This window comes from Micromonospora sp. NPDC047187, from assembly GCF_040643355.1.
In the GTDB taxonomy this organism is placed as follows: Bacteria; Actinomycetota; Actinomycetes; order Mycobacteriales; family Micromonosporaceae; genus Micromonospora; species Micromonospora salmantinae.
Genome location: NZ_JBEYUF010000005.1, coordinates 1 through 22,897, shown reverse-complemented (window position 1 = coordinate 22,897; position 22,897 = coordinate 1). Strand labels below are relative to the sequence as shown.

General features: G+C 72.7%; 20 protein-coding genes. 12 read left to right on the top strand and 8 right to left on the bottom strand.

Features of this window, described 5'->3' with window-relative positions; translation table 11 throughout:
* The first annotated feature begins 16 nt into the window (after nt 1-16).
* The 4 genes from ABZ794_RS11160 to ABZ794_RS11145 all read left to right on the top strand — a co-directional run bounded on the left by ABZ794_RS11160 (nt 17) and on the right by ABZ794_RS11145 (nt 2,703).
* A complete protein-coding gene (locus ABZ794_RS11160) occupies nt 17-154 on the top strand; it encodes a hypothetical protein (protein WP_210784086.1) in 138 nt (45 codons plus the stop codon).
* A 99-nt stretch (nt 155-253) separates the two neighbouring features.
* Entirely contained in the window at nt 254-1,150 is an 897-nt protein-coding gene (locus ABZ794_RS11155; RefSeq protein WP_357515342.1) for an ABC transporter substrate-binding protein, read from the top strand.
* Between the two features lie 39 nt (nt 1,151-1,189).
* Entirely contained in the window at nt 1,190-1,963 is a 774-nt protein-coding gene (locus ABZ794_RS11150; protein WP_238688035.1) for an amino acid ABC transporter permease, read from the top strand.
* On the top strand, nt 1,960-2,703 hold the full coding sequence (locus ABZ794_RS11145) for an amino acid ABC transporter ATP-binding protein (RefSeq protein WP_210784083.1): 744 nt from the start codon (nt 1,960-1,962) through the stop codon (nt 2,701-2,703). Before ABZ794_RS11150 ends, ABZ794_RS11145 begins: the two co-directional genes overlap by 4 nt.
* 25 nt (nt 2,704-2,728) lie before the next feature.
* Here ABZ794_RS11145 and ABZ794_RS11140 read toward each other — a convergent pair whose 3' ends face one another.
* Nucleotides 2,729-4,303, bottom strand: a complete 1,575-nt coding sequence (locus ABZ794_RS11140; protein WP_357515339.1) for a Na+/H+ antiporter — start codon at nt 4,301-4,303, stop codon at nt 2,729-2,731.
* 205 nt (nt 4,304-4,508) lie between these two features.
* Entirely contained in the window at nt 4,509-7,856 is a 3,348-nt protein-coding gene (locus tag ABZ794_RS11135; RefSeq protein WP_357515337.1) for a BTAD domain-containing putative transcriptional regulator, read from the bottom strand.
* A 138-nt stretch (nt 7,857-7,994) separates the two neighbouring features.
* Here ABZ794_RS11135 and ABZ794_RS11130 point away from each other — a divergent pair, with 138 nt between their 5' ends.
* The 3 genes from ABZ794_RS11130 (at nt 7,995) to ABZ794_RS11120 (ending at nt 10,085) form a co-directional block, all read left to right on the top strand.
* On the top strand, nt 7,995-8,873 hold the full coding sequence (locus ABZ794_RS11130; protein ID WP_238688032.1) for an alpha/beta hydrolase: 879 nt from the start codon (nt 7,995-7,997) through the stop codon (nt 8,871-8,873).
* A gap of 367 nt (nt 8,874-9,240) precedes the next feature.
* The gene (locus ABZ794_RS11125) at nt 9,241-9,690 is read left to right on the top strand and encodes a hypothetical protein (protein WP_357515335.1); all 450 of its coding nucleotides are present in this window, start codon (nt 9,241-9,243) and stop codon (nt 9,688-9,690) included.
* Nucleotides 9,687-10,085 (top strand): hypothetical protein, encoded by a 399-nt coding sequence (locus ABZ794_RS11120; protein WP_210784077.1) that lies wholly within the window; start codon nt 9,687-9,689, stop codon nt 10,083-10,085. Before ABZ794_RS11125 ends, ABZ794_RS11120 begins: the two co-directional genes overlap by 4 nt.
* Nucleotides 10,086-10,128: 43 nt before the next feature.
* Here ABZ794_RS11120 and ABZ794_RS11115 read toward each other — a convergent pair whose 3' ends face one another.
* The 3 genes from ABZ794_RS11115 to ABZ794_RS11105 form a co-directional block, all read right to left on the bottom strand.
* A complete protein-coding gene (locus ABZ794_RS11115) occupies nt 10,129-12,297 on the bottom strand; it encodes a hypothetical protein (protein ID WP_357515332.1) in 2,169 nt (722 codons plus the stop codon).
* An 8-nt stretch (nt 12,298-12,305) separates the two neighbouring features.
* On the bottom strand, nt 12,306-13,508 hold the full coding sequence (locus tag ABZ794_RS11110; protein WP_238688030.1) for a low temperature requirement protein A: 1,203 nt from the start codon (nt 13,506-13,508) through the stop codon (nt 12,306-12,308).
* A 122-nt stretch (nt 13,509-13,630) separates the two neighbouring features.
* A complete protein-coding gene (locus ABZ794_RS11105; protein ID WP_357515330.1) occupies nt 13,631-14,548 on the bottom strand; it encodes an SDR family NAD(P)-dependent oxidoreductase in 918 nt (305 codons plus the stop codon).
* Nucleotides 14,549-14,679: 131 nt separating this feature from the next.
* Between ABZ794_RS11105 and ABZ794_RS11100 the strand changes: the two genes are divergently transcribed.
* A complete protein-coding gene (locus ABZ794_RS11100; protein ID WP_357515328.1) occupies nt 14,680-15,501 on the top strand; it encodes a helix-turn-helix transcriptional regulator in 822 nt (273 codons plus the stop codon).
* Between the two features lie 25 nt (nt 15,502-15,526).
* Here ABZ794_RS11100 and ABZ794_RS11095 read toward each other — a convergent pair whose 3' ends face one another.
* The 3 genes from ABZ794_RS11095 to ABZ794_RS11085 form a co-directional block, all read right to left on the bottom strand.
* The gene (locus ABZ794_RS11095) at nt 15,527-16,294 is read right to left on the bottom strand and encodes a TetR/AcrR family transcriptional regulator (protein ID WP_357515326.1); all 768 of its coding nucleotides are present in this window, start codon (nt 16,292-16,294) and stop codon (nt 15,527-15,529) included.
* A gap of 89 nt (nt 16,295-16,383) precedes the next feature.
* Entirely contained in the window at nt 16,384-18,018 is a 1,635-nt protein-coding gene (locus ABZ794_RS11090) for an MFS transporter (protein WP_357515324.1), read from the bottom strand.
* The gene (locus tag ABZ794_RS11085; RefSeq protein WP_210784070.1) at nt 18,012-18,707 is read right to left on the bottom strand and encodes an SDR family oxidoreductase; all 696 of its coding nucleotides are present in this window, start codon (nt 18,705-18,707) and stop codon (nt 18,012-18,014) included. Before ABZ794_RS11085 ends, ABZ794_RS11090 begins: the two co-directional genes overlap by 7 nt.
* 162 nt (nt 18,708-18,869) lie before the next feature.
* Here ABZ794_RS11085 and ABZ794_RS11080 point away from each other — a divergent pair, with 162 nt between their 5' ends.
* The 4 genes from ABZ794_RS11080 to ABZ794_RS11065 all read left to right on the top strand — a co-directional run bounded on the left by ABZ794_RS11080 (nt 18,870) and on the right by ABZ794_RS11065 (nt 22,761).
* Nucleotides 18,870-20,162 (top strand): sensor domain-containing protein, encoded by a 1,293-nt coding sequence (locus ABZ794_RS11080; protein WP_238688027.1) that lies wholly within the window; start codon nt 18,870-18,872, stop codon nt 20,160-20,162.
* The gene (locus ABZ794_RS11075; protein ID WP_210784068.1) at nt 20,150-20,815 is read left to right on the top strand and encodes a response regulator transcription factor; all 666 of its coding nucleotides are present in this window, start codon (nt 20,150-20,152) and stop codon (nt 20,813-20,815) included. The genes ABZ794_RS11080 and ABZ794_RS11075 overlap by 13 nt, the downstream gene beginning before the upstream one ends.
* Nucleotides 20,816-20,911: 96 nt before the next feature.
* Nucleotides 20,912-21,973, top strand: coding sequence for a Gfo/Idh/MocA family oxidoreductase (locus ABZ794_RS11070; RefSeq protein ID WP_210784067.1), 1,062 nt, complete (start codon nt 20,912-20,914; stop codon nt 21,971-21,973).
* Nucleotides 21,974-22,233: 260 nt separating this feature from the next.
* Complete coding sequence (locus ABZ794_RS11065) at nt 22,234-22,761, top strand: DUF1062 domain-containing protein (RefSeq protein WP_357515321.1); 528 nt, start codon at nt 22,234-22,236, stop codon at nt 22,759-22,761.
* Nucleotides 22,762-22,897 lie beyond the last annotated feature (136 nt).

Sequence of the window (22,897 nt, the reverse complement as noted above, 5' to 3'; positions counted from 1 at the left end):
CAGACCCGGGAGAACCATGCGCATCCTCAGCACCACCCCACCGACCGACGTCGCGGACTCCCGCACCGGTCGACCCTCGCCCGCACTGATCCGGCGACGGCACGTGGACATGATGCGAATGTGCAGCGCCGCCTGTCGCGGCATCGCGCTCTAGCACCCTCTTCCCAAGCTCCTTTCCACCGGTACGCCCATCGGGCGCGCCGTCGGTGGCGCACGTCCGTGCGCGCCGAGACACCACCCTTCGGAGACACCAGTGCGATTCCTTTCTGCCCTGACCCGCGCCGCCGCCCTGGGCGCGGCCACGATCCTGGCCGCCACCGCCCTGACCGCCTGCGGCGACGACAGCTCGTCCGACGCCACCGCCAACCCGTACGGCCTGGCCCAGACGGGTGTGCTGCGCGCCGGAACGCTGACCGACGCCCCGCCGAACGTGTACCTCAAGGACGGCAAGTTCACCGGCTTCGACAACGACCTGCTGACCGCCGTGGCCGGCAAGCTCGGCCTCACTGTCGAGTTCGTCGGCACCGACTTCTCCGCGCTGCTCAGCCAGGTCAACAACCGCAAGTTCGACGTGGGCAGCTCCTCGATCACCATCACCGAGGCCCGCAAGAGGACAGTCGACTTCGGCGACGGCTACGACTTCGGCTACTTCGGCCTGGACGTCCCGGCCGGCTCGCCGATCACCGGCTTCGACCAGCTCGCCGGCAAGCGGGTAGTGGTGGTGCAGGGCACCGTCCAGGACGACTACGCCACCGGCAAGCAGCTCGACCCGGTGCGGGTGCCCGACTACAACGGTGCGATCAACCAGCTCAAGGCGGGCACCGCCGACGCCTGGATCGCCCCGGCGGAGATCGGCGAGAAGTCGGCCACCGACAGCAACGGCAAGATCACCGTGGCGGCCAAGCAGCTCAGCCCGGCACCGACCGCGTACGCCGTGGCCAAGGGCAACGACAAGCTGCGCGAGGCGCTGAACAAGGGCCTCGACGAGGTCATCGCCGATGGCACCTGGAGCCGGTTGCAGGCGCAGTACTACCCGGGCCGGCCGATCCCGGCGGACTTCACGCCGGGCAGCGGCACTGTGAAGGCCCCGTCCGCGTCGGTGTCGGCTGTGCCGACAGAGCCGTCGGCGTCCGCGTCGACCGCGTCCTGAACCGGTGACGAGCGAGCGGGGCGGTAGGAGGAGCGACCGATGGATCCGTTGAGCACCCTGTGGGAGACCTTCTTCGACTGGGACGCCATGCGCGAGGCGCTGCCCGAGATGCTGACCGTCGGGTTGCCCAACACGCTGATCCTGGCGGTCTCCGCCGCCCTGCTCGGCTCGGTGCTGGGCCTGCTGCTGGCCGTCGCCGGGATCTCCCGCAGCCGCTGGCTGCGCTGGCCGGCGCGGGTCTACACCGACGTGTTCCGAGGGCTGCCGGCCGCGGCGACGATCCTGCTGATCGGCGTCGGGCTGGCCCCGCTGGGCATGCAGGTCTGGGGGCCCGATCCCTACCCGTTGGGCATCCTGGCGCTGTCGCTCATCGCCGCCGCGTACATCGGGGAGATCTTCCGCTCGGGCATCCAGTCCGTGGAGGCCGCCCAGTTGGAGGGCGCCCGGGCGCTCGGCTTCTCCTGGGCCGACGCGATGCGGCTGGTGATCATTCCGCAGGGCATCCGGCGGGTGTTGCCGGCCTGGGTGAACCAGCTCATCGCGCTGATCAAGGACTCCAGCCTTGTCTACTTCCTCGGCCTGGTGGCCAGCCAGCGGGAGCTGTTCCGGATCGGGCAGGACTACGCGGCGACCACCGGCAACGAGTCGGCCCTGCTGCTGGCGGGGCTCTGCTACCTGGCGTTGACCGTCCCGCTGACGCACGTCGTCAACTGGATCGACAGGCGGCTGCGCAACGGCCGGCCGGCCACCGCGTCGACCGAAGAGGACGACGACGTCACGTCGTACGCCGCGACGGAAGGAGATCGGCGATGACCGCCACCACGACGACCTCGGTCAGCCTCGACGTACGCGATGTGCACCTCGCCTTCGGGCCGAACCGGGTGCTGCGCGGCGTCGACCTCTCGGTGCCCCGGGGCGCGACGGCCTGCGTCATCGGGCCGTCCGGGTCGGGCAAGTCCACCCTGCTGCGCACCATCAACCGGCTGATCGAACCGGACCGGGGCGACGTGCTGCTGGACGGGCGCAGCGTGCTGGGCGACGACCCGGACGCGCTGCGGCAGCGGGTGGGCATGGTGTTCCAGCAGTTCAACCTCTTCCCGCACATGAGCGTGCTGCGCAACGTCACGCTGGCGCTGCGCCGGCTGCGCAAGCTCGGTGCGGACGAGGCGGAGAGCGTCGCCCGGGCCCAGTTGGAGTTGGTGGGGCTGGCCGGCAAGGCGAACTCCCGGCCGGCGCAGCTCTCCGGCGGTCAACAGCAGCGGGTGGCGATCGCCCGCGCGCTGGCGCTGCGGCCCGAGGTGATGCTCTTCGACGAGGCCACCTCGGCGCTCGACCCGGAGTTGGTCAAGGGCGTCCTCGGGGTGATGGCCGACCTGTCCGCCGCCGGCATGACCATGGTGGTGGTGACCCACGAGATGGGCTTCGCCCGGCAGGTCGCCGACACGGTCGCCTTCATGGACCGGGGGGTGGTGCTGGAGGCCGGCCCACCCGAGGCGATCTTCGAGCGGGCCGAGCATCCGCGGCTTCGCCGGTTCCTCGACCAGGTGCTCTGAGCCCTGGTCGGACGGCCGCCGACGATCACTCGTTGGGTCCGCGCCCCAGCAGCCGGATCTCCTCGTTGTCCAACGCGGCCTGGAGTTCCTGGAGCACCAGGTCGTCGATCTCCCGGTTGTCGCGCAGCCGGGTGACCTCCCGCCTCTTGTGGGCGAGGACGCCGAGGCGCAGTCGGCGTTCCAGCCGGCGCTCCTCGGCGGTGTTCCCACAGCTCTCGTCGAGGTCCTCCAGATGCCGCCGGTACTCGGCCTCCAGCCGGCGCACCGATTCATCCTGGGCACCGATCTCCGCGGCGACCTGGGGAAGAGCGGCCAGGCCCACCTCGGTGGCCCGCCGCCGGGCGTTGCGGGCCTCGTCGACGCGTTGCGGGTCGCCGCTCAGCCCGGCCCAGCGCACCACCAACGGCAGGGTGGTGCCCTGAAGCAGCATGATCAGCACGATCACCAGCGCGGTGACGAAGATGATCAGATCGCGTTCGACCACCGGTTGACCATCGACCATCACCGTCGGGACGGCCAGGGCGGCGGCCAACGACACCGCGCCCCGGAAACCGGACCAGCCCGCGACGGTCCCCACCCGCCAGGCGGACGGTCCCTGGCTCGGGTCCACCATCCGGCGGCGCCGCAGCCGCGCCGACTGCGCGGTCAGGTAGATGAAGAGCAGCCGGGTGCCGATCACGACCAGGGTGACCACCAGCACGATCACCAGAGCCCGCTCGGGCGAGGTGCTGGTGATGCTCCGCACCGACCGGGGAATCTGCGTGCCGAGCAGGACGAACAACCCGCCGTTGATCAGGAACGTGGTCAGGTCCCAGAACGCGTACGCCAGCACCCGGGACCGGGCGCGGATCACCCGTGGGCCGGCGTAGGCCAGCACCAGGCCGGCGACCACCACCGCCAGCACACCGCTGGCGTGCACAGAGTCGGCGAGCAGGAAGGCGCCGAACGGGGTCAGCACGCTGAGTGCGCCCTCGCGCAGCGGATCGTCGAGCCGCTTGCGGATCAGCACCACGGCGGCCCCCACCAGCAGACCGGCGACCACGCCGCCGACGCTGGCGCCGACGAACTCCTCGCCGACACCCAGCACGCCCGGCTCGTCGCTGTGGCTGAGCAGAGCCACGGCCACCGCGAAGACCACCAACGCGGTGCCGTCGTTGATCAGGCTCTCCGCGTGCAGGGTGGTGAGCAGCTTCCGGGGCAGCCGCTTGGCCAGGCCGGTGACCGCGGCGGCGTCGGTCGGCGCGAGGACCGCGCCGAGCACCCAGGCGGCGGCGGGGTTTACGCCGAGCGCCTGCGCGGCGAACGACACAGTGACCATGGTGAGCACCACCAGCACCACGGCGAGCAGCCCGATCACCGGCAGGTTGGCCCGGATCTCGCGCAGGCTGATGGTGAGGCTCTCCCGGTACAGGATCGCCGGCAGGAAGATCAGCAGGACCAGGTCGGGTTCCAGGGTGACCTCGGACAGCGGCGGCGTGAGCCCGAGCAGTACGCCCAACGCGATGAGCAGGACCGGCGGGGCGACCCGGTACCGGCCGCCGAGGGTGGTGCCGACGAGGACGGTGACGCCGAGCACCACGATCAGGATGAGCGCCTCCACGCGTACACCCCCTCGGACCACGGCCGACGGTGGACGCGCCGGTGGTTCCATCTGACCGCACCCGCCGGTGGGTTCCGGCGGAAACCGGCAAGTCGCTGGGCAGCCCGAGCGCGGGGGCAGTGTCGTGTGGCACCAGAAGGGGAACCGGAGAGCTACGCGATACCTCTCCGCATGGGTCGTGGTTCCGCCGTGCGCCCGACGGCGCTCAGGTTGGGTCGTCGCCGCGGACACGTGCGGTGAGCACCCGGGCGGTACGGCGGTACGCGGTGGCTTCCTCGTCGCGGCCCAGCGCAGCGGCCAGATCCGCGAGATGCCCGGCCACCGGACCGATGGTGATCACCCCGCTGCCGGCTGCCAGTTCGGCGGCGGCCGGGCGGAGCGCGGCGGCGACGCGTTCCATGGTCGGCCGGTCGCCGATGGCGAGCGCCGCCCGAGCGGTGAGGCAGAACCGCACCTCCCGCAGCAGGTCGTGCGGCCCGTCCGGCAGGGCCCGCAGCGCCGCCCGGGTGGCACTGCGGTCGCCGGCGGCGGCGAGCAGCAGTGGTCGGACCCAGGGCTCGTGCGGGCCCCAGTCCAGCCGCGCCCAGTCCTCGTCGTCCGGCCCGGGAATCGGTCGCCCACCGGGTACCAGCCGGGCGTCACCTACCAGTGAGTCGTTGCTGACGGTGTCGGCCAGTCGCAGGCCGAGCAGGGCCAGCGGGAGCAACCCCTGGGTCAGCCCCGGCATGCCGTCGGCGCTCACCCGGTCGGCAGCCGAGCGGTACGCCTGCGCCGCCGCGTCCGACTGACCGTCGAGGGCCAGCCGCAGCGCGGCGTACCACCGGGTGAAGACACCGACCAACGGCAGCTCGTACCGTTCGGCGAGGCGGTCGGCGGCGCGGGCGTGCTCGTCGGCGGCGGGCCGGTCGGCCAGCGCACAGTTGGCCTGGACCAGGACGAGGTGGCCGAGCACCTCGAAGGTCACCAGGTGGTGCCGGGCAGCCAGGTCGACCAGTTCGAGGCCGATCCGGGCCCGCGCGTCGGCCAGACCCACGCTGTGGAAGGCGTGCATGAAGCGGGCGTTGAGCGCGAAGGCCAACAGCCCGGGATCGCCGATGTCGCGGGCGATTGTCTCGGCCTCGGCGGCGGCGCGGCGTCCACGATCGGTGGTGGTGCCGCGCAGCTCCAGCGCGAGGGTACTCAGCAGCCGGCTGCGCTGCGCCGAGCCGACCGGGCCGAGGGCGGTCAGGGCGTGTTCGGCGGCTCGGACGATGTGCCCGGAGAGCAAATCGTCGTCGTTGCGCGTCCAACTGGCGGGCACGTCGAAGCCAGCCAGGGCCTCCTGGATCAGGAGGGGGTCGCCGGTGGACTCGGCGACGGTGATCGCCTCGGCACGCCGTAGCCGCGCCTCGGCCAGCCGGCCCGTCACGGCCAGCGCTCGTCCCAGGCCGAGCAGCGCGGTCACCCGTCCACGCGGCGCGACCCCGCCGGCGCGGTCGTACGCCTCGATCGCCTGGCCCCACAGGCGGGCCGCCTCGTGGGGGTTGCCGCCCCGTTCGGCCCGCTCGGCCGCCACCTGGGCGTACGTCGACGCCTCGGCGGCGTGGACCGGCCCGCCGGCGCGCAGCAGGTGGTACGCGAGGGCCGCCGGCTCGACGGGTTCCCGCTGTCGCAGCACCTCGGCGACGGCCGCGTGCCAGGCGGCGCGGCGCGGCGCGGACAGGTCGGCGTAGAGCGTGTCGCGGACCAGGATGTGGGTGAAGCGCAGCCGCCCGTCGGACTCCCGTTCGGTGAGGAACCCGGCCGCCAGTGCGCGGTCCACGGCGTCCAGCGCTGTCGTCGGGTCACCGGCCAACACGCCCAGCACGTCCGGGTCGAGGTCCCGGCCGAGCACTGCCGCCTGCCGCAGCACGGTACGGGTCGAGGCGGGTAGCTGCGCCAACCGGTGCCGGATCACGTCGCGGACCCCGGGCGGCACGGCGGCCAACCCCGCCTGCCCCGTGCTCGCGTACAGCTGGGCCAGCTCGCGGACGAAGAACGGGTTACCGCCGCTGCGCTGGTGGATCGACCGGGCGGTGGCCGGGTCCAGTTCCGCCCCGACGATGGCGCCGGCCAGCTCGCCGGTCGCCGACGCGGGCAGGCCGGCGAGATACTCCCGGACCGGCTCCAGCCCGGCGGCGCGGGCCAGGGTGGCGGTCAGCTCCGGGCTGATCTCGGTGGCCCGGTAGGTGGCGAGGATCAGCACCGGCCCGCTGGCCGGCTGTGGGCCGGTGAGCAGTGCGGTCAGCAGGTCCAGGGTGTCACCGTCGGCGCGGTGCAGGTCGTCGAGGACCAGCAGGACCGGCTCCCGGTCGGCGACCGCCGCGATCAGCGAGGCCACGGCGCGGTGGCGACGGAACCGCCCGGTGGCGGGGTCGACCGCACCGCCAGTCGAACCATCTTCCGGGTCGGCGGCGCCGGCGGCGGGGGGCCCGGCGAGCGTGTCGGTGATCTGGGTCCACGGCCACGCTGGCGGGGCGCCCTCGTACTCCGGGCTGTGTCCCCACGCCGTGGTCCAGCCCTCGGCGGCGAGTCGACGGGTCAGGGCCTCGGCCAGCGCCGTCTTGCCGGCACCCGGGTCGCCGCTGAGCAGGGCGAGCGTGGGCTGGCGGTGCCGGGACGCGGCCTCGGCGGCTCGCCGCAGCCGTTCCAGCTCCGCGTCGCGGCCGACGAACGGGCGCTGCTCCGCCTGGACGGGTCGTACGGTTTCCCCGAGGCCGGAGGTGACGGCCCGTCCGAGGGCCGGGGCGAGGTGCGGTGCCTGGGCCAGGATGTCGGCTTCCAACTGTCGCAGCTCGGGCCCCGGGTCCACGCCCAGCTCGGTCACCAGGACGTGACGGGCCTCCCGCAGTGCGGCCAGCGCGTCGCCCTGCCGGCCGGCGCGGTACCGGGCCGTCGCGAGCAGCCGCCAGGCGTCCTCGCGCAGCGGATGGCTGGCCAGGTGTGCCGGTAGGTCCGCGGCGGCGTCGTCCGGTCGGCCCACCGCCAGGAGCGCCTCGGCCCGTCGCTCGACGGCGAGCATCCGCAGCTCGTCCAGCCGGTTGATCTCCGCGACCGCCCAGGACTCGTTGGCGCAGTCGGCGTACGCGGGCCCGCGCCAGAGCCCGAGCGCCGCCTCCAGCGCGGCCAGGGCCGGCGCGGGACGCCCGGCCACCAGCAGCCGGGCCGCCTCGCCGACAGCAGCCTCGAACTGTCCTGCGTCCACGGCGTCCGGGGCGGCCTTCAGCGCGTACCCGGGCGGCTCGGTGACCAGGATCCGGGGTGGCTGGCGGGGTGGTCGATCGGGCTCCAGGGCCCGGCGCAGGTCGGCGACGAAGGTCCGGATCGCGCCCACCGCGCCGTCGGGCGCTACCTCCCACAGGTCGTCGACGAGACGATCCACCGGCACCACCCGACCGTGGGCGATCAGCAGCCGGCCCAGCACCAGGCGCTGCCGGTGTCCCCGCAGCGGGACCGGGCCGCGCTCGGTCGCGGCGGTCACCGGCCCGAGTACGCCGAAGGTCACCGCGACGGGCGCCGTCAGCTGCCTGGTCATGGCATCAATCTAGGCCTGCGGCCCGGCCGGCACTGATCCGACGCTGACCGGCTGCTGATCACCTCCGGGCAGGCTCGGTGAGGTAGGACGGCGACGGGCCACCGCCCCCGCCAGCACTGCTCACCAGGAAGGTTCCCCGTGGACCCCAAGATCAACGGATTCGCCTACCGACGCGTCACCGTCGCCGACGGGGTGACGCTCAACGCCGCCGTGGGCGGCTCCGGGCCGGCGATCGTGCTGCTGCACGGCTTTCCGCAGACCCACCTCATGTGGCGGCACGTCGCCGCCGATCTGGCCGCCGACCACACGGTCATCTGCCCCGACCTGCGCGGCTACGGCGACAGCGACAAGCCCCTCGACACCGACGGCACCGGGTACGCCAAGCGCACAATGGCCGCCGACATCGTGACGCTGGCCGGCGCGCTCGGTCACGATCGGTTCGCGTTGGCCGGGCACGACCGGGGCGCCCTGGTCGCGTTCCGCGCCGGCCTCGACCACCCGGCGGCGATCAGTCAGCTGGCCCTGCTCGACGTGCTACCCACCCTGGACATGTGGGACGTGCTGCACGGCGCCAGCGCCGCCGTGGCGTTTCACCTCTATCTGATGGCGCAGCCGCCCGGCCTGCCCGAAGAGCTGATCGCCGGCAGCCCGGACGCCTTCTTCGGTCACTTCCTGGACGTCTGGACCCGTGATCCGAGCGCCCTGCCGGCGGAGGTGCGGGCCGCGTACCTGCGCGCGTCCCGCGACGCCGTTCCCTCGATCGTCGCCGACTATCGGGCGTCCGCCGGGATCGACGTGACCCACGACGCCGCCGACCGGACGGCCGGCAACCGGCTGCGGATGCCGGTGACGGTGCTCCAGCAGGACTGGGGCGCGGCGCTGGGCTACGACGCGGCGGCGGTGTGGCGGGCCTGGGCGCCGGACCTGGACCACCAGACGGTCACCTGCGGACACTTCATGGCGGAGGAGGCCCCGGCGGAGGTGCTCCGGGCGTTGCGCGCCCTGCTCGTCCGTTGATCGATCGGCGACCCGGCCACCGCTGTCACCCTGGGCAAGATATCCGACACTTGCCGTCACCGGCTGGCCGCGCGGCCGGGTCGCCGCGTCTCATCCGCCCCATGCCTCGAGAACCGTCCAGCAATGGGCCCTGACCTGCGGTAATGCGACGTTACACGAGGTGGACGGCAACCGGTCATCGGTGATACACAGGCAGATACCGGCAGCCAACGACGTCGAGTCGCTCCATCTTCTCGCCCAACGACCGTCCACAGGCAACGCACCACTGGGCTTCGCCGCACGGACCGCAGCTCGACAGTCGCGACCCACCGAACGGCACTGGTCCACCTGGTGCTGCCGGACGCCGGTCCTCGACCAAGGAGTTGCCGTGGGAAACCTACGAATCCGATCCCGCCACCAGCCGTACGAGATCGCTGTCCTGGCCGCTGCACCGCTCTGCGGCATTCTGATGATGGCCCTCGACGTCCGGCCGACGTCAGTACAGACGTCGATGCCGCATCCCATCCAGGTCGCCTGGGAGTTGGGTCTGGTCGCGGTGGGCGTGGGTGGACTACTGGGCATCCTCTGGCCCGGCCGGCTCTCCACCGGGCTCGGCCTCGAACTCGCGTCGGTGCTGGTGCTCGGCACGCTCACCGGCATGTACGTGGTGGCCCTGTTGACCATGTCGGGTCGAAATTCCATCGTCGCCACGTCGTTCGTGATGGCGGTGACGGTCGGGTCGCTCTGGCGGGCCGCGCAGATCGCCATCGACCTGCGTCGCCTGGCCCGAGCGTGTGAATTTGTGACCTACGAACAGTTGCAGGCAGGTGTCACGTGATTACCGCACCCGCGCCGGCTGCACCGCATTGGGTGCAGGTGGCGCTCAGCGTGCTCGGCATCCTCGGCGGAGGCACCGGCCTGGCCGCCATCGCCACCGTCGTGGTGCAGCGCGGCAAGTTCAAGGCCGATGCCGCCGACACGCTCACCGAGGCCGCCCTCACGCTCGTGCAGCCGTTGCAGACGCGGATCACCCAGTTGGAGGGCGAGGCGTTCAGCGCCCGGTCCGAGCTGGGCATGCTCCGCGAGCAGGTCAACCAGTTGCAGTTCGTGGTCCGGGTGCTCACTCGGACGCTGGACCGCTGGCGCGCCGCGATTCGTGCCCCCGACGCCACGCTGCGCAAGGTCCGAGCGACGGTGGCGGAGTCCGACCGGATTCCCGGGATGGACCGTTGACCGCAGTGGCGTCCCCGCACCGCCCGACCCCTGGCCGGCAGGCTCAGCCAGCGCCACGAAGGCGTTCGGAGAGTTCGCGCACCGCCGCCCGGAACTCGGGGTCGGTCTCGCCCGGATGGTGGCCCCGCAGCGGCGGCGCAGACCGCTCCCCCAGCGCGGGCAGCAGGTTCGCTGGGTCCCGCAACCGCCGGTCGACCTGGCCCGCCGGATCGGCCGGGTCCGGGGGCGGATCGCCGGGGCGGTGCGCGGCGAAGATCCAGCCGCCGACCGGGTCGGTGTCCCGCCAGAGGTTGAGCCACCGCCACTCGACCCGCTCCCCCACCTCACGCAGCACCTCCTCGTTGAGATAGGCCGGAAAGAGCCGGGCGTACAGGCGATCCAGCGGTGACCCGTAGGTGAGCAGCGCGACCCGTTGACGTACGCGCGGGGGCAGCCGCAGCACCGCGAGAGCGAGCAGCGCGGACCCGTGGCTGTGCCCGCAGAGCAACACCCCGACGTGCCGTTCGGTCAGTTGGCTGATCCGGTCGGCCAGTTCCGGCACCGCGCGGTCGGCGTAGCTCGGTGGTGCGAACGGGTGCGCGGCCCGGGGCCAGAAGGTGCCCAGGTCCCACAGGATGCCGACGTGCCGGCGGAACCACGCGGTCCGATAGGCGAACACGCCGCCGGTCAAGAGCGTGAGCAGCAGCGCGGCGAGAAGGTAGCTGCCCCCGCTGAGCCCCATCTGGACGGCGTCGGCCGGCAGCCCGAGCAGTTGCCGGGTCAACTCCTCCGGTTCGCGCCCGGTACGCCCCACCAGACTCGTGGCCAGTCCGACCACCGCGAGCGCCGCGTACGTGGCGGCCAGCAGACCCAACCACTCGGTGAACCGCGCCCGGGCGACGGCCTTCGTCGCCAGCCGCAGCCGGCCGACCGCCTCCGGCGGCACGACCGGGAAGTCACTGGTGGTGATCGCCGCCGCCGCACGCCGCCGGCGCCGCAGCGACACCACTGACAACGCGCCACACAGCAGCACCGCCGCGACCACGTGCATGAAGAAGGCCAGCAGCGTCCAGCGGTACGGCGACGGTGGCCCATCGTCACCGCGGTAGCCACCGAGCAGCTCCCCCGTCTGGTAGACGAGGCCGGCGGAGAGCGCGCCGGTCAGGCCGACCGCGAGGGCGGCGAGGACCGCCGCACCCAGGCCACCCGGCAGCGCGGACCGGCCGCCCACCCGACCGCGCTGCCACAGCACCACCGCGCTGAGCAACACCAGCAACGTCATCTGGCCGAACAGCGCCACACCCGCGAGCCCGCCGTAGCCGGGAAGCCCCGCCGCCGACGACCAGTCGCGCCGGTCGCTCGCCACGGTGGCGAGGGTCGCCACGCTCAGGACGGCCGCCACGACGCCCGCCGTGCGGGCGGTCCAGGTGGCCGTTAGCGCGGTCGCCGCCCGGTCGATCAGTCCCGGAGCGGCGAGCAGACCGACGCAGGTCAGCAACACCGCCACGCTGAGCGCCAGCAGCAGCGTCGTGGAGAACGTCGCGCCGCCGGCGCGACGGGCCGTGAGCAGCACGACATCGAGTACGGCGAGGGCGGCGGCCACGTGGATCGCGCGCAGCCGGTGCACCAGGGGCTCCACGGCCCACAGTGGGTTGTCGGCCGGGCCGGACCGACGGGTGCCGAGGAGGCGCAGGACCGCTATGGCGGCGATCGGCAGGAACGCCAGCACGGCCAGGCGCTGCCCGACGTGCCGGCCGTCGAGCCCGGACATGGTGTCGAAGGGCGGGCGGCAGCGGGCCGCGCCGAGACACTGCCAGGCGAGCAGGTCGAGGGCGACTCCGGCGATGGACACCACGTACAGCACTGTGAGGTTGAGCGCGAGGAGCCGACACAGCACGCTGACCGCGGCGGCGCGGCGGCGGCCGGTGGGGCGCATCCACACGGCCACGTTGCTGAGCATGAACGGCAGCAGGAAGACCATGGCCAGGGTACGGCCGACGGTGCCCGAGGGCAGGTCTCCCCAGCGGTACGCCTCCAGGGTCACCTCGTCCGGGGCGACGCCGTCCGACCGGGTGGCGCGGTGGAAGCCCCCGCTGCCGTCGCCGGCGACCTGCCGGACCTGCGGCTGGTCGAGGATGACCGTCGGGTCCGCCCCGGACACGCCGTGCACCCGCAACTCCACCACGTCGTGTCGTCGCGGTTGGTCGCTGCGCTGCGGTCTTCCCTCAGGCATCGGCGGAGCTATCCGGGTCGCCGCTGGTTGACTGGGTCGCTCTTCCCGGAGTGGCGGATGAACCGCCGCAGTCCCGGCATCGCGTCGAACAGGACGATCAGCACCAGCACCCCGGCGACGACTGCGCTGTTGACCAGTTGCGGAGACCGCACGGTGGCCAGCCCGCCCACGATGATGGCCGGCACACCGACCAGACGCGCCCAGGGCCAACTGCCGTCGACCACCGCCGCGAGCAGGATCCGGGCGGTCAGGAACAACGCGGGGCCGATGACGCCCACGGTCGTCTGCCCCGTTTCGCGTTCTCCCGGATGGTCGATCGTCATCTCCATGGCCACCGAGGTGGCCAGCACACCGGCGATCATGACGAGGTGCAGGTAGCCCGCCATCAGCGTCAACTTGCTGCCGGGCGGGCCCTCCGCCTCGATTCTGGCGCCCAGCCGCCCGCCGGCGGGCACCAGATAGAGCCGGGCGAGGGCCACCGCGGTCACGAACGCCAGGGCGAAGGCCACCGTGCTGTCCCGGTCCAGCCCGGACCCGCTGTAGGTGACGCCGGCGATCAGGATCAGCTCACCCAGGGCGATGATGAAGATCTGTTGGTACCGCTCGGAGAGGTGTCTGCCGTTCACCTGGAGTTCGGGCCAGGTGCTGCGCCCGAGCCGCGGGAACGGCCAGCGCAGCCGGGCCAGGGAGTACTCCAGCACGAGTGCGACCGCCCAGAGCGCCTCCCGGGCCGGGGCGACGGCCGCCCCGACCACCCAGAGCACGCCGGAGATCGCGAACCAGACCGCCACCCGCAGGCTGCGCACCTGTAGCGGGTGCCCCCGCAGGGCGGGGATCAGGATGGCCGCCCGACCCAGGTGGATGGCCACGTAGGCGACGGCGAACACCATGGCGTGCCGGTCGAACACGGTGGGTACGGCCGCGGCCATCAGCAGGCCGCCGAACATCGTCCAGAGCAGCAGGGTGACGATCAGCGGAGCCCGGGGCTCGAACCAGTCCGCCGACCAGGCGGTCACGAACCACACCCACCAGAGCGCCGCCAACATCAGCAGCACCTCGAAGCCGCCGTTGAGGCTGGGGTCGTCGAGCAGCGCCCGGGACAACCGGGTCAGCGCGAAGATGAACGCCAGGTCGAAGAAGAGCTCCAGGAACGACGCCTTCCCCGGGTTCTCCCGCCGAAGCAGCAGCCGTCCCGGAAGCCTGCCCGCCATCGCCATCCTTCCCCGGCCCGCGGCTGCCACCGCCGCCCCAGTCGTACCACCCGGACTGCCGGGCCCGGGTCGGTTCCGCCGAGCCCGGGCCGCCGTTGTCAGCGGCCAGCGGTGACGCCGCGCTAGGAGATCAGGTCGGACGCCACGGTCCAGAGCCGCTCGGCGTTGCCCGGGTCGACCGCGTACGCGGCCACGCCGCTGTAGTCGGCGGGCCGCTCGGTGACGACCGGAGCCTCGGCGCAGTCCTCGAAGTAGCGACCGCCGACGCCGTCGAGCAACGGGGATGCCGCGAGCAGCACCGAGGTCGCGGCGCCCTGTTGCGGGGTCTTGTGCATTTCCTTCGGCGACTTGAGCCCGCCGGTGTGCTTCTGCAACCCGGTGGCGATCGCGCCCGGGTTCAGCGCGTTGGAGTAGATCCCCTGGTCGGCCCAGCGGCGGGTGGCTTCCACGGCGAGCAGGGCCTCGGCGCTCTTGGACTGCCCGTAGGCCAGCAGCGGGTCGTAGGGCCGGAACGCGAAGTGCAGGTCGTCGAAGATGACCGGGGAGAAGAGGTTGCCGCTGGAGCTGACCGACACCACCCGGGCGCCGCCGGCCGCGGCGAGGGCGTCGTGCAGGCCGACGGTCAACGCGAAGTGCCCCATGAAGTTGGTGGCGAACTGCATCTCCCAGCCTTCGGCGGTGCGCTCCAACTCGGGCAGCGCCATGATCCCCGCGTTGTTGACAAGGATGTGCAGCGGCTGGTCCCAGCCGGCGACGAACTGGCGTACCGACGTCTGGTCGGCGAGGTCCAGCTCGCGGACGGTGACCCGCTGCGCGCCGATGCCGGCCGCGATGTCGGCGGCGGCCTGCTCACCCGCCGCGACCCGGCGGACCCCGAGCACGACCTCGGCGCCGGCGGCGGCGAGCGAACGGGCCGTCTCGATGCCGATGCCGGCGGCGCCGCCGGTGATGATGGCCCGCTTGCCGCTCAGGTCCACCCCGGCGATGACCTCGTCGGCGGTCGAGGCGAAACCGAAGGGGGTCGTGATGCGCTCTGTCATTGCTGTCCCGTCTCTCGATCACGCTTACTCCGACACTGTCACCCCGGTGGCAGGCGCTAGCCGGTTCCCTGTTTTTCCTGGTAGTGGCAGGACCAGGCTGGGCGGTCGGTGGCGGCTCCTACGATGGGCGGGTGAGCGCGGCCGGCCCGCTGGGCGAATACCTGCGTGCCCGGCGCGAGCTGATCGGGCCGGGCGACGTCGGCCTGCCCGCGCACGGCCGTCGGCGGGTGCCTGGCCTGCGCCGCGAGGAGGCGGCCCTGCTCGCCGGCATCAGCGCCGACTACTACCTGCGGTTGGAGCAGGGGCGTGACCGGCACCCGTCGACGCAGGTGGTCGAGGCGCTGGCCCGCGCGTTGAGGCTGGACGCGGACGCCGCGGCACACCTGCACGGCCTGGCCCGGCCGGTGCCTCCGCGCCGGGTGGCGCGCCCCTCGGAGCGGGTGCCGGTGGGCATCCGGCAGTTGGTCGGCTCGTGGGCGGAGACGCCCGCCTTCGTGCACGGTCGACACCTGGACGTGCTGTTCGCCAACCCCGCCGCGACCGCGCTGGCGCCGATCTTCACCGCCGGGGTGAACCTGCTGCGCGCGGTCTTCCTCGACCCGAGCGTGGCGGCGCTCTACCCGGCTCTGACGGCGGTCGCGGCCAACGCGGTGGCCGGCCTGCGCGCACAGGTCGGCCCCGACGTGGACGATCCCCGCCTCGTCGAACTGGTGGAGGAGTTGACGGCCGGCAGCGAGCGGTTTCGGCGGTTGTGGGCCCGGCACGACGTCGCGGCCCGTGCGGGCGGCGGGGTGCGGGTGTTCCAGCACCCGGAGTTGGGCGAGTTGGCGCTGCGCTACGAGAAGCTCTCGATCAGCGGCACCAACCAGTCGCTGGTGGTCTATCACGCCGAGCCGGGCAGCCCGTCGGCGCGCTCGCTGGCCCGGCTGGCTCGACGGGCGGCACCGCGCTAGCGTCGCCCTCCCCGGAGCGGGCGGGCTACCGGTCGGCCGCCCGCTCGGCTACCACCACCGAGATCCCGTCGAGAACACGTTGCAGTCCGAACTCGAACGCGTACTCCGGGCCGTACGCGGCGCCGTGCTGCTCGCCGGCCGCGGTGCCGACCCGAGAGGCGATCGGGTAGGCGCCCGGCTTCAGGAAGGTCTCCAGCCAGGGCGCGTGCGACTGCCACCACTGACCGTCGGTCATGCCGGTCTCGCGCTCCAGGTCGACCACCTCGGACGCGGCCCGGGCGGCGCTCTTCACGTGACCCAGCACAAGGGTGAGCACCGCGTCGACCTCGACGTCGGTGAGCCCGATGTCGACGATCGCGCCGAGCTCGTAGTCGTACTTGGCTATCAGGTGCGGGCCGAGCACCGGTCGCGTCGTCTCGGCCCGCAGCATCCAGGGATGCCGCTGGTAGAGCGCCAGATTGTCGCGGGCGATCCGTTCCAGCCTGGTCCGCCAGTCGCCGTCGACGGCGGGGCGCGGCATCTCGCCGTACGCGGTGTCGATCATGACGGCGACGAGTTCGGCCTTGCCCGGCACGTAGGTGTAGACCGACATCGTGCCGACCCCCAGCGCCTCACCGACCCGACGCATGGTCAGCGCGTCGAGCCCCTCGGCGTCGGCGATGTCGATCGCGACCCGGACGATCCGGTCGACGCTGAGCGCCGGACCGGCGCTGCGGCTGGTCGGCTCCCGGGTGCGCCAGAGAAGGGCCAGGCTGCGGGCCGGGTCCGCGGTCGCCTTGCGCTCACTCGCCATGGTTCGGCCATCCTAACAACGCGGCCGTACGCCGTACGACCGCGCCGGTCTGCTCCCGGGTGGTCCGCGCGGTCGCGCCACGGCGTGCGTCAGAGCGCCTCGCGGTCGTCGGAGAGCGTCGGACCGGCGGCGGCGGGCACCAGGTGTCGGACCTCGGGTTCCCCGTCGGTCAGCTCCCGGGCCCGTTGCTCGGCCGCGCGGTCCTCACCGGTCAACCGGCCACCGTGCTGACGCAGGTGCTCGTCCCAGGACGGCACCAGATACACCTCGACGAACCGGTCCACCGTCTCGGCCGGGCGGAACAGCCCCCAGCGCATCGCGCCGGTCCGCTGCCGCGCGCCACGCACCAGGTCCATCGCCGCCAGGAACCGTTGGGTCCGCTCCGGCCGGACGGTGTACTGCACGGTCACCAGCACCGGCCCCACAGCCGGGTCCGGCTCGTGCGCCAGGTGCAGTTGCGGCCAGTAGGCCGCCGGTTCGCGGTCCACCGACCGCAGGTCCGGCAACGGCCAGATCCGACTCGTCAGGGTGCCGACAAGCATCAGCGCCGCCGCCGCCAGATACGCGAGGACCAGCCCGGCCATGTCGGCCACCAACCCCCACAGCAGCGCGCCGACGGCCTGCCCACCGGCGAAGCACACCTGGTAGACGGCGAGGCCCCGGGCCCGTACCCAGCTGGGCAAGAAGAGCTGCATCTCGGCGTTGACGTTGGCCAGCACCGTCACCCAGGCCATCCCGGCGGGCAGCAGGGCCAGCAGCACCAGCGGCACAACCCGCACGGTGCCGACCACTGTCAACGCCACTGTGAACAGCGCCCCGGCGATCAGCAGGAGCTGGTTGGCCGACAGCCGGGTACGGATCACGGCCAGCAGCACGCCCCCCGCGATGGCGCCCACGCCGAGGGCTGCCAACAGGACCCCGTACCCGCCGGAGCCCAACCCCAGCCGCCGACTCGCCACCAACGGCAGCAACGCCCACAGCGCGCTGGCCGGGACCACGAAGACCAGCGCACGGCGCAACAGCCGGCGGACGGTCGGCGAGTGGCGTACGTAGCGGCTGCCGGCGCGCAACGCGGCGGCGAACCGCTCGGGCACCTCGACCGCGCGGGCGTTACCGGGCCGCCAGCGCCACAGCGCGTACGCGAAGATCCCGAAGGCGACCGCGTTGATGCCGAAGACCGGGGCGACGCCGGTACGGGCGATCAGCACGCCGGCCACCGCGGGCCCGACCGCCCTGGCCACGTTCACGCTTATCGAACCGAGCGCGGACGCCGACCGCAGTTGGTCCTGCGGCACCAGCTCCGGGATCACCGCCGCCCAGGCCGGCAGGGTCAGCGCCTGCCCGACCCCGAACGCGAAGGTGAGCGTGAGCAGCAGCGCCGGCGGCATTCGGCCGGCGAGGGTGAGCAGCGTCAACGCCACCGCCACCGCCACCAGGAACAGCTGCACGGCGATCAGCAGGTGCCGGCGGTCGAAGCTGTCGGCCAGCACCCCGGCGGGCAACGCCAGCAGCAGCACCGGCAGCAGACTGGCGGTCTGCACCAACGCGACAAGGGTGGAGGCGTTGGAGTGGTTGATCAGCAGCCACTGCGCGCCGACGGTCTGCATCCAGGTGCCGATGTTGGCGGCGAGCAGGGCCAGCCACAGGTTGCGGTAGACCGCCGTACGCAGCGGCGCCCAGGCCGAGGCCGGACGGTCGGCGGGTCCGGCTGCGGCCGTCACCACCGCCCGTCCGCGCGCAGCACGCGCTCACCTGAGACGTAGAGGTCGTCGGGTTCGAGCAGCAGCAACCGGACGACCTCGGTGGCGACCTGTTCGGGCATGGCGTACACCTCGTCCAGGAACTCGGCGCCCACCCGTTCCTGTAGCCGCGTCGGCATCGGCCCGGGATGCAGCTGCATCACCTTGACCCGGTTGCTGTGCTGGGCCTCGGCCAGCGAGTCGACGAGGCTGTTGCCGTAGCTCTTGGTGGCCCGGTAGACGGGGATACCGGGCCGGGGGGCCGCCAGCGCCAGCGCGCCGATGTAGACGACGTTGCCGTGGCCCTGTCGGTGCAGGTGCCGCACCGCCTCCCGCAGCAGGTAGGTGATGCCCAGAACGTTGATCTCCACGGCCCGGCGGATGTGTTCCACCGACAGGTCCCCCAGGTCGCCGCCCGCCCACATGGAGGCGCAGGCCGCCACCCCGTCGATAGTGCCGTAGCGCTCGACCACCTCGGCGAACCCGTCGCGGACCTGCTCGTAGGAGGAGATGTCGCAGACGGCGCCGTCGCAACCCAGCTCGTCGGTCGCGGCGGCGACCTCGGCCGGCACGTCGCCGAACACCACTACCTGATGCTCGTCGACGAGCAGTCGGGCCACCGCGAGGCCGAGGCCGCTGGTCCCGCCGACCACCACGAAGGTTCTGGCACCCATGTCTCTCCAGCCGCCGCCAGCACAGGTCACGCGGGCCGCGTGACGGCGCGTTCTTCCCGTTTCCGGACCCCGCACACCCGTTCCCCGGTAGTGCTGGGCATACCCCGAAGAGTGGATCTGGACGGCTGGGGCACCCGGTCGCTCCCGATTAGCGTCTGCTGCATGACCACGCAACCCCCTTCGCACCTGGCCGAGGCGCTACGCCGCCGCCGCTGGCTGATCTCCGGGTGGCCCTGGCGCGCGCTGGCCTACCTGGTGACCACAGTGCCGATCGCCGGCGTCCTCGGTGTCGGGCTGCTCGTCATCGGCGCGCCCCTGCTGGCCGCCGCCAACGGGCTCCGCCAGCACGGCCGACCGCCGAGCATCGCCCTGATGCTGTTCCTGGCGACCGGCAGCCTCATCCTGTTGGCGTTGGCCCCGCTGGTGAGCTTCCCGGTGGCCGTCGTCGAGCGGTGGCGCGTCGGGCTCGTCGACGGTCGTCCGCTGGCCTCGTCGCCGTGGCCGGGCCTGGTCGCCCGCTACCGCAGCGCCGCGACCTGGCGGGAGGTGGCGTACCTGTTCTGGCTGGGCGGGTTCGCTCCGGTCGCCTACTGGGTGTTCCTGGTGCTGGTGCTGCTGGACCTCGGAATGATCTCCAGCCCCTGGCTGGCCGGCGACGCCAACCAGCCGGTGGTGATCTGGCAGCCGATCGACAGCACCGGCGAAGCCATTCCGTACGCGATCGTGGGGGTGCTGCTGATCCCGGTTCTCTGGTACGCCGTCGGTCTGCTCGCCGCCGTCCAGGCAGCCGTGGCCCGGTGGTTGCTGGCCCACCCGGTGGACGCGGCGGCGCTGCGCGAGGTCACCCGCTCCCGCACCCGACTGGTCGGCGCGTACGAGGCCGAACGCCGCCGCATCGAGCGCGACCTGCACGACGGCGCACAGCCCCGGCTCACCAGCCTCACCCTCCAGCTGGGGCTGGCCCGGCTGGACGTGCCCGAGGACTCCCCCGCCTCCCGACCACTCGCCGTGGCGCACGACCAGGCCCGGGGACTGATGGTGATGCTGCGGCAGTTGGTGCACGGCATCCGCCCGCAGAGCCTCACCGACCTCGGCCTGGCCGGCGCCGTACGCGAGCTGGCCGACGCCGCCACCATCCCCGTCGCTGTGCACGCCGACCTGTACGACGAGCTGCCGGAGATCGTGGAGACCACCGCCTACTTCGTGGTCTCCGAGGCGCTGGGCAACGTGGCCCGGCACGCCCGGGCGACCCACGCCGACGTACGCCTCACCCGGGCCGGCGGTGACCTCGTCGTCGAGGTGACCGACGACGGTCACGGCGGCGCCGACCCGGCCCGGGGCACCGGCCTGACCGGGCTCGCCGACCGGATAGCCGCCGTGGACGGCCGGCTGCTGCTGTCCAGCCCGCCCGGCGGGCCTACGGTGGTGCGGGTGGAGCTGCCATGTCGTCGGTGACCCGGGTGGTGCTCGCCGAGGACGAGGTGCTGCTGCGGGAGGGTCTGGTCGCGCTGCTGACCCGCTTCGACTTCACTGTGTGCGCGGCCGTCGGCTCCGCACCGGACCTGCTGGCGGCGGCCCGCGACCACCAACCGGACCTGGTGCTGACCGACATCCGGATGCCGCCGGGCCGCCGCGACGACGGGCTGCGCGCGGCCGTCGCGCTGCGCGCCGAGCGACCTGACCTCCCGGTCGTGGTGCTCAGCCAGTACGTGCAGACCGGGTACGCGGCGGCGCTGCTGGACAGCGGCGACGGCCAACGCGTCGGCTACCTGCTCAAGGACCGGGTCGCCGAGGTCACCGAGTTCGTCGACACGCTGCGCCGGGTCGCCGGCGGCGGCACCGCCATCGACCCGGACGTGGTCCGGCAACTGCTGCACCGCCCCCGCGACCCGCTCGCCGCACTGTCCGCCCGGGAACGCGAGGTGTTGGCGCTGCTCGCCGAGGGACGGTCCAACGCGTCGATCGCCGGGCGGCTGCACGTCAGCGAGGCGGCGGTCGGCAAGCACGTCGGCAACATCCTGCTGAAGCTCGACCTGCCCCCCAGCGACGACACCAACCGTCGGGTGCTCGCGGTCCTCACCTACCTGCGCGCCGACCCGGTGAGCTGACGGGCCGAGATCGGGCCCGACCGCCCCCGGCGTAGATTCTTCTCAGCGGTACCGGCGCCCAGGTCAGGGCGCCGACCAGGGAGACGGGGGAACGGCATGACGAAGGCGCTGCGGGTTGGTCTGCTGGGGTACGGGCTGGCGGGACGGGTGTTCCACGCGCCGCTGATCGCCGCGACTCCCGGGCTGCGACTCGACGCCATCGTGACCCGCGATCCGCAGCGACGCGAGCAGGCGCGACAGCACTTCCCGGACGCCCGCCTGGTCGACGACGCCGACGAGCTGTGGCGTACCCCGGACGCCCTGGACCTGGTCGTGGTGGCGACGCCGAACCGGCAGCACGTGCCGATGGCACGCGCGGCGCTCGCCGCCGGCCTGCCGGTCGTCGTCGACAAGCCGCTCTCCCCGACCGCCGCTGAGGGCCGCGTGCTGATCGACGAGGCTACCGAGCGAGGGGTGCCGCTGACGGTCTTTCAGAACCGGCGCTGGGACGGCGACTTCCTGACCGTCCGCCGCCTGGTCGAGCAGGGCGAGTTGGGGCAGGTGCTGCGCTTCGAGTCCCGGTTCGAGCGGTTCCGTCCGACGATCAAGCCGGGCTGGCGGGAGCTCGCCGGTCCGGAAGAGGCCGGCGGTGCCCTCTTCGACCTCGGCGCCCACCTCGTCGACCAGGCGGTGCAGTTGTTCGGCAGTGTCGACCGGGTCTACGCGGAGGTGGACCGTCGCCGTGCGGGCGCGGCCGTCGACGACGACGCCTTCGTGGCGTTGACCCACGCCAACGGGGTCCACTCGCACCTGTGGATGGGCGCGGTGACCGCGCAGCTCGGGCCGCGCCTCCGGGTGCTGGGCGACCGGGCCGGCTACACCAGCTACGGGCTGGACGTGCAGGAGGCGGCGCTGCACGACGGTGGCCGACCGGACCAGCCGGGCTGGGGCGAGGTCCCGTCGGACCGCTACGGCCTGCTCGGCGTCGACGGTGACCTGCGGCCGGTGCCGACCGAACCCGGCGCGTACCAGAGCTTCTACGCCCAGGTGGCGGCTGCGCTGCGCGACGGTGCGCCGATGCCGGTGGACCCACGGGACTCCGTCCACACTGTCGAGTTGATCGAGCTGGCCCACCGGTCGGCGGCCGAGGGCGTGGTGCTGCCGGTCCCGACCGCCTGACCGGGGCGGACACCTGAGCGATCGGTACCTCCCGGCACCCGGGCTCCTGACGCGTACGCGAAAACCAGTGGAGCGGCGCCACCGTGCGCCGTTACCGTGCTGCGCAACCAGGTCGTCTAGGCAAGGACGTGCCGTTGTACACCCTGTGAGACCTCCCGAGAGCTGATCTGTCGCGCGTCGCGCAGTTGCGCCGCGCTCCTTTTTGCTGCGGACTTCTCACTGAAAACCGGTGTACTTCTGTGCTCATAAATTGGGCCGTCGTGCCCACCTGCCTACCGATCATTCGCCGCCGTTGCCACGCGTGCGCGTCCCAACGCCTTCGGGCGAGCGGCAAGTTCCGTGTCAACGCCAACCACAAGATCCTCGACGTCTGGCTGCTCGCGCTCTGCACCGTGTGCGGGGAGACGGCGAAGCTCACCGTCCTGGAGCGGATGACCGTGCGCTCCATCCCACCCGAACTGCTGGACCGGCTCCATGCCAACGACCCGGGCCTGACCGCCGAACTGCTCCGGGATCCGACCGTCCAGCACCGAAACCGATTCGTCCTGGACTGGGACAACGCCTGGCGTTTCGACACCGGCGGATCGGATCACCTGGACCTCGACGTGATCGACGTCGCGGTCCGCAACGCGGCACGGATCCCGGTCCGGCCGACCCGACTGATCGCTGAGGGTTGCGGTCTGTCGCGGGGCGAGGTCGACCGACTGATCACGGAGGGGAAGGTCGTTTCGGCGTTCCGGTTGAGCGGCAAGCTCTCCGGCGACTTCACCTTCACGCTGAAGCGCTGACCCGCTCCTCGGGGCCTGTCCGGCAGAACGCCGGGCAGGCCCCTAGGCCGTGTCTTCAAAGGTTCACAACCACTGGAGTAGCGCGGCGATAGTGACGGTGGCCCGGTACGACGTCGCGGTCTTGTCGTAGCGGGTG